The 10,392-nt window shown below is 72.5% G+C and carries 2 protein-coding genes; both read right to left on the bottom strand.

What is annotated here, in order from left to right:
• Positions 1 to 5,504 (bottom strand): SDR family NAD(P)-dependent oxidoreductase (locus ACWD38_RS29155; protein WP_450125347.1); only part of this gene is annotated, 5,504 nt, incomplete at its 3' end.
• Positions 5,505 to 5,556: 52 nt separating this feature from the next.
• Positions 5,557 to 10,392 (bottom strand): type I polyketide synthase (locus ACWD38_RS29150; RefSeq protein ID WP_450125346.1); only part of this gene is annotated, 4,836 nt, incomplete at its 5' end.

Below are 10,392 nucleotides of genomic sequence, written 5' to 3'. Positions count from 1 at the left end.
CCCGCCACATCACCCAAAAACCCACCCGCACACACATAAGACGACCCAGAAGAATCCGGATCCGAATCGAACAACGAACCCAGATCCCAACCCCGATCAACCGGAAAACCCGACACCGCATCCACACCATCACGCACCAAACCCCACAACCCCTCCGGAGAATCCACCCCCGGAAAACGACACCCCACACCCACCACCACAACCGGATCATCGGCCGACGGCACCGGGCCGACCGCGGCAGGCGCGGCGGACGGAACCCGCCGCACGCCCGTGATCTCCGCCGCCAGGAAATCGGCGAGCGCCGCCGGTGTCGGATGGTCGAACACCAGGGTCGCCGGCAACCTCAGCCCCGCGCCGGTCGCCAGACGGTTCCGCAGCTCCACGCCGGTGAGCGAATCCAGCCCCAGTTCCCGGAAAGCGCGCTCCGCGCCGATTCCGTCCGTCGTCGTGTGGTTCAGCACGGTCGCCGTCTCCGCGCGGATCAGGTCGAGCACTCGGCGATGCCGCTCCACCGGCGGGAGATCGGCGAGCAGACCGGCCCAGGAGTCGTCGCCGGACATGGCCTTCCGGCGTGCCGGGCGGACCAAGCCGCGCAGGACCGCCGGGATCTCCCCGCCGGTCGTCTCCGATCGGGCGCGCACCTCGTCCGGATTCCAGCGCACCGGGAGCAGAACGGGTTCTCCGGCGCTCAGCGCGACGTCGAACAGCGCCATCCCCTCGGCGGTGCTCAGCGGGCGCATCCCGCTGCGGGAGATGCGGGCCCTGTCCGCATCGGTCAGATGACCGGTGAGGCCCGTGTCCGCCGCCCACAGTCCCCACGCCAACGAGACCGCGGGCAGCCCGGCCGCTCGGCGCTGCCGGGCCAATCCGTCCAGGTAGGCGTTGGCCGCCGCGTAGTTGCCCTGACCCGCGCTGCCCGTCGTCCCCGCGACCGAGGAGAACAGCACGAACGCCGCCAGATCCAGCTCGCGGGTCAGTTCGTGCAGGTTCCGCGCGCCGTCCACCTTCGACCGGAACACCGCATCGAGGCGTTGCGGCGTCAACGCCTGCACCACCCCGTCGTCCAACGCGCCGGCCAGGTGCACGACCGCCGTCAGCGGATGCTCGGCGGCGATCCCCGCCATCACTTCGGCGAGCGCCTCGCGGTCCGCCACATCGCAGGCCATCACGGACGCCTCGGCGCCGAGGTCGGCCAACTCCGCCGCGAGCTCGACGGCTCCGGGGGCCGTCGGGCCACGCCTGCCGCACAGCACGAGGTGCCGCGCTCCGTGGCCGGTCACCAGGTGCCGAGCCAGCTCCGCGCCCAACGTGCCGGTGCCGCCGGTGATGAGCACCGTTCCCGCCGGGTCGAACGCCGCCGGCGCGGCCACCTCGCCGGTCCGGGCCGCGCCCGTGAACCGTTCCAGGCGCGGTACCGACAGTGCTCCGTCGCGCACTACGACCTGCGGTTCCCCGGTCGTTAACGCGGCCGGGAGCACCGCCTGCTGGTCGACGTCGACGTCGACGTCGACCAGCACGATCCGGCCCGGGTTCTCCGCCTGCGCCGACCGCACCAACCCCCGCACGGCCGCGACGGCAGGTTCCGCGCCGCCGGTCAGCACCACCAACCGCGACGACTCCCAGCGGGAGGAGTCGAGGAACGCCTGGACCACGACGAGCACCCGGCCGACCGCGGATCGGGGGTCGGTTCCGGCAGCGCGCACGTCCAGCACCAGCACCGTCGCCGACGGCGCCTCCGGGTCGGTGTACGCGGTGAGATCGGGCAGCGCCGCCGCGGGGAAGTCCGCGCCGACGTCGGCGTCGAGCACCGCCCAGGTCCGCGCCGCAGGGCGCTCGGGAACCGGGAGGGCGACCGAGCCGAGGCGGTACAGCGAATCTCCCGCCGCGGTGCCCCGTGCGGCGCCCAGCCGTTCACCGGAGATCGGCCGGAACACGAGCGAATCCAACTCCCCCACCGGCCGGCCGCCGCCGTCGGCCAGGTCCAGCGACACCGTCCCCCCACCGGAGGACGAAGCCCTGACCCGCAGCGAAGTGGCGCCGGCCGCGTGCAGCGCGAAGCCGTTCCAGGCGAACGGGAGGAGTACCTCGCCGCGAGGCGTCCCGACCCGCTGCCCTGCCGCGAAGCTGCTGGCGTGCAACGCGCACTCCAGCAACGCGGGATGCAGGCCGTACCGGTCCGCGTGGGCGCGTTGCTCGTCGGTGAGCACGATCTCGCCGAACACCTCGGCTCCGCGGCGCCACACCGCCCGCAACCCTTGGAAAGCCGGCCCGTAGTCGAGTCCGGCCTCGGCGAAGCGCGGGTACACCTCGGCGACGTCGACCGATTCGGCCCCGGCCGGTGGCCACTGGGCGAAGTCGAAGTCCGGTTCGGGTCGCTCCGGCGCGAGCACACCCGATCCGTGCCGGGTCCACTCCGAGTCGCCCCCTTCCGGGCGGGAGTGCACCGCGACGGGCCGCCGGCCGTGGGCATCCGGTTCGCCCGCGGTGACCCGCACCTGGGTCGCACCGCGCTCGGACAGCACCAGCGGCGCTTCGATCACCAGCTCGTCCACGGCGCGGCAGCCGACCTCGTCCCCTGCTCGGACCACGAGTTCCACCAGCACGACACCGGGGACCACGGCGATGCCGAACACCCGGTGGTCCCCCAACCACGGCTGCCCGGCCAGCCCGATCCGCCCGGTCAGCAGCACCCGGTCGGCGTCGGGGACGTGAACGACGGCACCCAGCAGCGGATGCCCGACGGTGTCCAACCCCGCCGATCCCACTTCCCCCGCGGAGTTCGCCGCGTCGAGCCAGTAGCGCTCCCGCTGGAAGGCGTACGTCGGCAGTTCGACGCGCCGCGGGCCGACGTTGCCCGGGTACCAGTCGACCGGGACTCCGCGCACGTGCAGCTCGCCGAGCGAGGTCAGGAACCGGCCCTGGCCGCCGTCGTCGCGCCGCAGCGAACCGGCGACCACCGCCGCCACGCCCGCCGCGTCGTCGACGATCTCCTGGACGCTGGTGGTGAGGACCGGGTGCGGGCTCAGTTCCACGAAGGTCCGGCACCCGTCGGCGAGGAGTGCCCGGACGGCGTCCGCGAAGCGCACCGGCTCACGCAGGTTCCGGTACCAGTACTCGGCGTCCAGCGAAGCCGGGTCCACCACCGACCCGTCCACGGTCGAGTGGAGGTCGATCTCCGCTGGCCCCGGGCAGATCCCTGTCAGCGCGTCGAGCAGTTCATCCCGGATCTCGTCCACGTGGCCCGAATGCCCGGCGAAATCCACTCCGGGAAGCTGCCAACGCAGCATCCCGGCTTCGGACAGGGCTCGGCCGAACTCGGCCATCGCGTCGGCTGCACCGGACACCGTCACCGATGCGGAACCGTTGGTGGCCGCCGTCCAGAGCCGATCCGCCCAGGGCTCCAGCAGGTCCCGGACCTCGTCGTGCGGCGCGAGCACGGACATCATCGCGCCCCGGCCCGCCAGCCGATCGGCGATGATCCTGCTTCGCAGCGCCACCACCCTGGCGGCGTCCGGCAACGACAGCGCGCCCGCCACGCACGCGGCGGCGATCTCTCCCTGGGAATGACCGACCACGACGTCCGGATGCACCCCGTGGTGCCGCCACAGCGCGGCCAGCGACACCATGACCGCGAACAACGTGGGCTGCAGGACGTCGACCCGCTCCCACTCCACCGCGTCTTCGAGCACCGCCGTCAAAGACCAGTCGACGTGCGGGGAAAGTGCCTGTTCGCACTCCCGGACGCGCTCCGCGAACACCGGGGAGGTGGCCATCAGCTCACGAGCCATCCCGGCCCACTGCGAACCCTGGCCCGGGAACACGAACACCACCTTCCCGGCCACGTCGGCGGCGCCGGAGACCGCTGCCGCGGCCGGCCGGTCCTGCGCCACCGCCACCAGCGCGGAGGCCGCCGCCTCCCGGTCCCCGGCGACCACGACGGCCCGGTGCGACAGCGGCGACCGAGTCGTCGCCAACGACCAGGCGATGTCGGGCAGGGACAGGTCCGGGCGATCCCGCAGGTGCGAGCACAACCGTTCGGCCTGCTCCCGCAGGGCGCCGGCACCGTGGCCGGACACCGGCAGCGCGACCGGGCCGGTCCCGTGCGGCTCCATCGGGGGTGCGTCGGCCGCTACGACCTCTTCGACGATCAGGTGGGCGTTGGTGCCGCTGGCACCGAACGCGGATACGGCGGCCCGGCGGGGCCCGTCCGGGCGGTGCCACGTGAGCTGCTCGGTGAGCACCCGCACGGCGCCCGCGGACCAGTCCACCTTCGGCGTCGGCTCGTCGGCGTGCAGCGTCTTCGGCAGCACTCCGCACCGCATCGCCAGCACCATCTTGATCACGCCCGCGACGCCGGCCGCGCCCTGCGTGTGGCCGATGTTCGACTTCAACGAGCCCAACCACAACGGCCGGTCCGCCGTGCGATTCCGGCCGTAGGTCGCCAGCAACGCCTCCGCCTCGATCGGATCTCCCAAGCTGGTTCCGGTGCCGTGCGCCTCCACGACGTCGACGTCCGCGGCGGACAGACCCGCCCGTCGCAACGCTGCCCGGATCACCCGCTGCTGCGAAGGTCCGTTCGGCGCGGTCAACCCGTTCGACGCGCCGTCCTGGTTCACCGCCGACCCGCGCAGCACCGCCAGCACCGGATGCCCCGAGCGCCGCGCCTCCGACAACCGTTCCAGCAGCACGACCCCGACGCCTTCACCCCAAGCGGTCCCGTCGGCGTCGGCCGCGAACGCCTTGCACCGGCCGTCCGGGGACAGGGCGCGCTGTCGGGAGAACTCCACGAACGTGCCCGGCGACGACATCACCGTGACCCCGCCCGCCAGTGCCATGGTGCACTCGTCCTGCCGGATCGCCTGCGCCGCAAGATGAATCGCCACCAGCGACGACGAGCACGCCGTGTCGACCGTGATCGCCGGGCCTTCCAACCCCAGGGTGTAGGCGATGCGACCGATGGCGGCGCTGCCGGAACTGCCGGTGCCGACGTAGCCCTCCAGCTCACCCGGCACGGGGTGCAGCCGGGTGGCGTAGTCGTTGCTGATCACGCCGCCGAACACCCCGACGTCGCGTCCCCTCGCCGACCGCGGGGCGATCCCCGCGCGCTCCAGCACCTCCCAGCAGGTCTCCAGCAGCAGCCGTTGCTGCGGGTCGATGGCCAACGCCTCGCGCGGGCTGATGCCGAAGAACTCCGCGTCGAACTCCGCCATGCCGTCGAGGAACCCGCCCTGCCGGACGTAACTCCGCCCCGCCCGGTCCGGATCCGGGTCGTAGAGCCCGTCGAGGTCCCAACCCCGGTCCGCGGGGAAATCGGTCATGGCATCGACCCCGTCGGCGACCAGCCGCCACAGCTGCTCCGGAGTCCGCACCCCGCCGGGGAACCGGCACCCCATGGCGACGATCGCGATCGGCTCCGCGGAGCGGTCCGCTTCCCGCCGCAGCCGGTCGTTGTCCTTCAGCGAGGTCCGCAAGGCTTCGACCAGCCGCTCCTGCGAGGTCGTCATGATCCCCTCCGCACTGCGCACCCCGCGGGGGCGCGCCGTCGTCGACGCGTGGTCATTCCGCCGCACCGCGCATGGCCCGTCGCACGAGGTCGTCGGCGTCCATCCGGTCGAGGTCGCCCCGTTCGCCGTCCGATCCCCGCCGGCCCGGTTCGGCGAGCTCCAGCAGGCCTTCCAACAAGCCCGCTTCGCGGAACCGCTCGATCGGCACGGACGCGAGCACCCTCCGGAGCTCGTCCGCGCCGCTGCGCTCGACCTCCGGGGTCCCGTCGGGGACCAGCTCCGCGCGCAGCCGGTCGGCGAGTTCCACGGGGGTCGGGAAGTCGAACACCACGGCCACGGGCAGGCGCAGGCCGGTGGCCCTGTTCAACCGGTTGCGCAGTTCGACCGCGATCAGCGAGTCGAATCCCATCGCCTTGAACGCCTGGTCCTGCGCCACGGAATCCGGCTCGGCCGACTCCAGCACGTGCGCCGTCTCGGTCCGGACCAGTTGCAGCAGAACCCGCTGCTGCTCCGCCGGTGCGGACCGCCGCAGGCCGTCGGCCAGGGACCGCTGGTCCGGCGGGCCCGCCCGGACCACCCGGCGGGGTTCGGGCAGCAGACCCCGCAACATCGGCGGCAGCTCCTCCGCGGGGCTCGGGGTCGAGGTGTCCAGCCTGGTGAGCACCAGCACCTCGTCGTCCCCGGCCAGCGCGGTGTCGAACAGCGCCGTGGCCGATTCCGGCGCGAGCGGCAGAAAGCCTCCACGTCGCAGCCGTGCCCGGTCGGCACCGTCGAGCCGCTCGGACATCCCGGTCGTCCACTCGCCCCATGCCAGCGACACCGCGGGCAGCCCACCGGCGCGGCGGTGCCGGGCCAGTGCGTCCAAGTAGGCGTTCGCCGCCGCGTAACCGGCCTGGCCCGCGCCGCCGAGCACCCCCGAGGCGGAGGAGAACAGCACGAACGCGTCGAGTTCCAGGTCGCGGGTCAACTCGTGCAGGTGCGTCGCCGCGTCCACCTTCGGGCGCAGCACCAGGTCCAACCGCTGCCGGGTCATCCCGGTGATCACGCCGTCGTCCGCCACGCCTGCCGCGTGCAGCACGCCGCGGAGCGGGTGGTCGTCGGAGATACCGGCGAGCGCGCGCTCCAGGTCCGCGCGGTCTGCCACGTCGCACGCGACGATCCGCACCTCGGCACCGAGGTCCGCCAGTTCGCGGCGCATCGCTCCGGCCCCCGGGGCCGCCGGTCCCTGCCTGCTCACCAGCAGCAGGTGGCGCACGCCGTGAGCGGTCACCAGGTGGCGCGCCAGCACCGAGCCCAACGCACCGGTACCACCGGTGATCAGCACCGTGCCGTCGTTCGATCGCAGCTGCTCCGGGTCGGGCCTGCGCTGGAGGCGCCGCAACAGAGGCGCGGTCAACCTCCCGTCCCGCGCCGCCAACTGCGGCCGCCCGGTCGCTCGCACCGCGGCCAGCAAGTGCCGGGACGCCTGATCGACATCGGCGAGCACGATGCGATCCGGGTGCTCGGCCTGGGCCGTGCGCACCAGGCCGTGCACCGCGCCGGTCGCGGGTGCGTCGGCGGTGCGGGTCGCCACCACGAGCCGAGTCGCCGACAGCTCCGGCTCAGCGAGGAACGCCTGGACCACGTCCAACGCCCGCGATGCCAACTCGTGCACCGCATCGGAGTCCTGGCCGTCCGGCACGGCATGCCACATCAGGTGCTCAGGGGGAAGCGCGCCGGACCTGGCGAGCGATCGCACCCCCGCCGCCGAATCCACCTCCACCGATTCGCCCGGATCCGCCGGTAAGGGCACCTCGCTCCATTCGACCCGCAACAACTCGCCGGGCCGACGACTCGCCAACCGGCCCGGTTCGACCGGACGGGATACGAGGGAATCCACGGTCGCGACCGGAGTCCCGCGGGAATCGGCCGCCCGCAACGAGATTCCGCCGCCACCGTCGGGCGCGAGCCGCACCCGCAGGTCCGCGGCGCCGGAGGTGTGCTCGCGGGCTCCTCGCCACGCGAACGGCAACCGGACGGCGTCCGCGCTGCTCTCCTCCAGCCCACCGAGGGTGATCGCCTGCAGGGCGGCGTCCAGCAGCGCCGGGTGCAGGCCGAAGCGCCGGGCGACTCGCTGCTGCTCCTCGGGCAGCGACACCTCGACGAACAGTTCCGCGCCGCGCCGCCACGCCGCGGTCAGGCCCCGGAACGCGGGGCCGTAGGAATAGCCGCGGGTGAGCAGGTCGTCGTAGAAGGCGGTGACGTCGAGCGGCTCGGCGTCGACGGGCGGCCATTGCGGGAACTCCTCCGGGGCGGCCGGGGCCGCCGCGCCGAGCACACCGCTGGCATGCCGGGTCCACTCCGGTCCGGTGTCCCCGTCCGCCGGCCGAGCGTGGACCGCGACCTGTCGGTGCCCTTGATCGTCGAGGCCGCCGACCACCACGCGCACTTCGAGCCCGGCGCCGGTGCTCAGCACCAGCGGAACCTCGTTGATCAGTTCTTCGACCACGTCGCAGCCGACCTCGGAACCGGCTCGCAGCACCATTTCCAGGACCGCGGTTCCGGGGACCACCACCGAGTCCAGGATGGTGTGGTCGGCCAGCCACGGTTGAGCCCCGGCCGAGAGCACGCCCGCGCACACCACGCCGTCGTCCGGGAGCTCGATCGCCGCGCCGAGCATCGGATGCCCACCGTCGCGCAGCCCGAACCCGGCGGGCTGTTCCACGGGGTCCGGCCAGAAGCGCTGGTGCTGGAAGGCGTACGTGGGCGGTCGCACTCGGCCGGCGTCGGCACCGGCGAAGTACGCGGGCCAGTTCACCGGGACGCCCCGCAGGTGCAACCGGGCCGCCGCGGCGGCAGTGGCAGCGGTTTCCGACCGATCGCGGCGCAGCACCGGGAAGCAGGCGCTGTCGGTGGAGTCGGCGAGCACGGCTTGGGCCTGCGACGTCAACGCCCCGTCCGGGCCGAGTTCGACGAACGTCCGCACGCCCAGTTCGCCGAGGGTCCGCACCCCGTCGGCGAAGCGCACCGCCCGGCGGACGTGCTCGATCCAGTACTGCGGGGTGCACAGCCTCGCCGACGCGGCGAGCCGTCCGGTCACGTTGGACACCAACGCGATCTCCGGTTCGTGGTAGGTCAGGCCGGCGGCGACGGCGTGGAGCTCGGCGAGCACCGGTTCCATCCGGGCCGAGTGGAAGGCATGGCCGACCCGCAGCCGCCGGACCTTGCGACCTGCCTCCTCGAACCGGTCGGCGACGTGGGAGACGGCGGCCGCCGCACCGGAGACGACTACCGAGCGCGGACCGTTGATCGCCGCGAGATCCACCTCTCCCCGGTCTGCGGGGAGCGCGTCGAGCAGTTCCCGTTCGGTCGCTTCGACGGCCGCCATCGCGCCGCCACCGGGCACCGCCTGCATCAACCGGCCACGTGCGACGACCAGCGCGGCGGCATCGGGCAGGGACAGCACCCCGGCCGCGTGCGCCGCGGTGAGCTCGCCGAGCGAGTGTCCGGCGAGGTAGTCCGGCCGGACTCCCCACTGCTCCCAGAGGCGGAACAAGGCCACTTCCAAGGCGAACAGGGCGGGTTGGGCGAATTCGGTGCGGTCCAGCAGTTCCGCTTCCGTCGTGCCGGGAACGGCGTGGGCGAGCTCGCGCAGCGGACGTCCGGTGAGGTGCCGGTCCAGCTCCGCGCAGACCTCGTCGAAGGCGTCCCGGAATTCAGGTATCCGGTCGTAGAGCTCGCTTCCCATTCCTGGGCGTTGGCTGCCCTGCCCGGTGAACAGGAAGGCCACTTCACCGGCGACCGGAGTGTCCTGGAGCAGTCGTCCGGCGGTTTCGCCGCTGGTCAGCGCGCGCAATCCGGCGCGCAGCCCGCCCCGATCATCGGCGATCACGGCGGCCTGGTGCGGCAGTGCCGCGCGCTGGGTCGCCAAAGCCGCGGCGAGGTCGCCGATCGGCAGCTCAGGATTGTCGTCCACATAGGACTCAAGGCGGACGGCTTGGCCGCGCAATCCGGCTTCGGTGGCGCCGGAGATCAAGAACGGCAGGCTCGATCGGCAGGGTTCGGCCACGACAGCGGGGTGGACAGTGGTGGTCGCCGGGGCCTGCTCCAGGATCAGGTGTGCGTTGGTGCCGCTGATCCCGAACGACGACACCGCCGCCCTGCGCGGATGATCCGTTTCCGGCCACGCCCGCTGCTCGGTCAACAACCGGACGTCACCTGAGGACCAGTCCACCTCCCGGGACGGCTCGTCCACGTGCAGGGTCTTCGGCAAAATCCCATGCCGCATCGCCAAAACCATCTTGATCACACCCGCCACACCCGCAGCACCCTGCGTATGACCGATGTTCGACTTCACCGACCCCAACCACAACGGCCGATCCGCCGAGCGCCCCTGCCCATAAGTCGCCAACAACGCCTGCGCCTCGATCGGATCACCCAGCGTCGTCCCGGTTCCGTGCCCCTCCACCGCATCCACATCCACAGCGGACAACCCCGCCCGCTCCAACGCCGCCCGAATCACCCGCTGCTGCGAAGGACCATTCGGCGCCGTCAAACCATTCGACGCACCATCCTGATTCACCGCCGAACCCCGCAACACCGCCAACACCTCATGCCCAGCACGCTCAGCATCCGAACACCGCTCCAACAACAAGACACCGACACCCTCGCCCCAGCCGGTCCCATCGGCCGCCGCCGCGAACGCCTTGCACCGGCCATCCGGCGCCAACCCGCGCTGCCGGGAGAACTCGACGAACGTGCTGGGAGAGGCCATCACCGTGACGCCACCCGCCAACGCCATCGAACACTCGCCTTGCCGAATCGACTGCGCAGCAAGATGAATCGCCACCAACGACGACGAACACGCCGTATCCACCGTCACCGCCGGACCCTCCAAACCCAACGTGTA

The organism is Saccharopolyspora sp. NPDC002578, from assembly GCF_053592695.1.
This window is presented reverse-complemented; position numbering and strand designations above follow the sequence as displayed.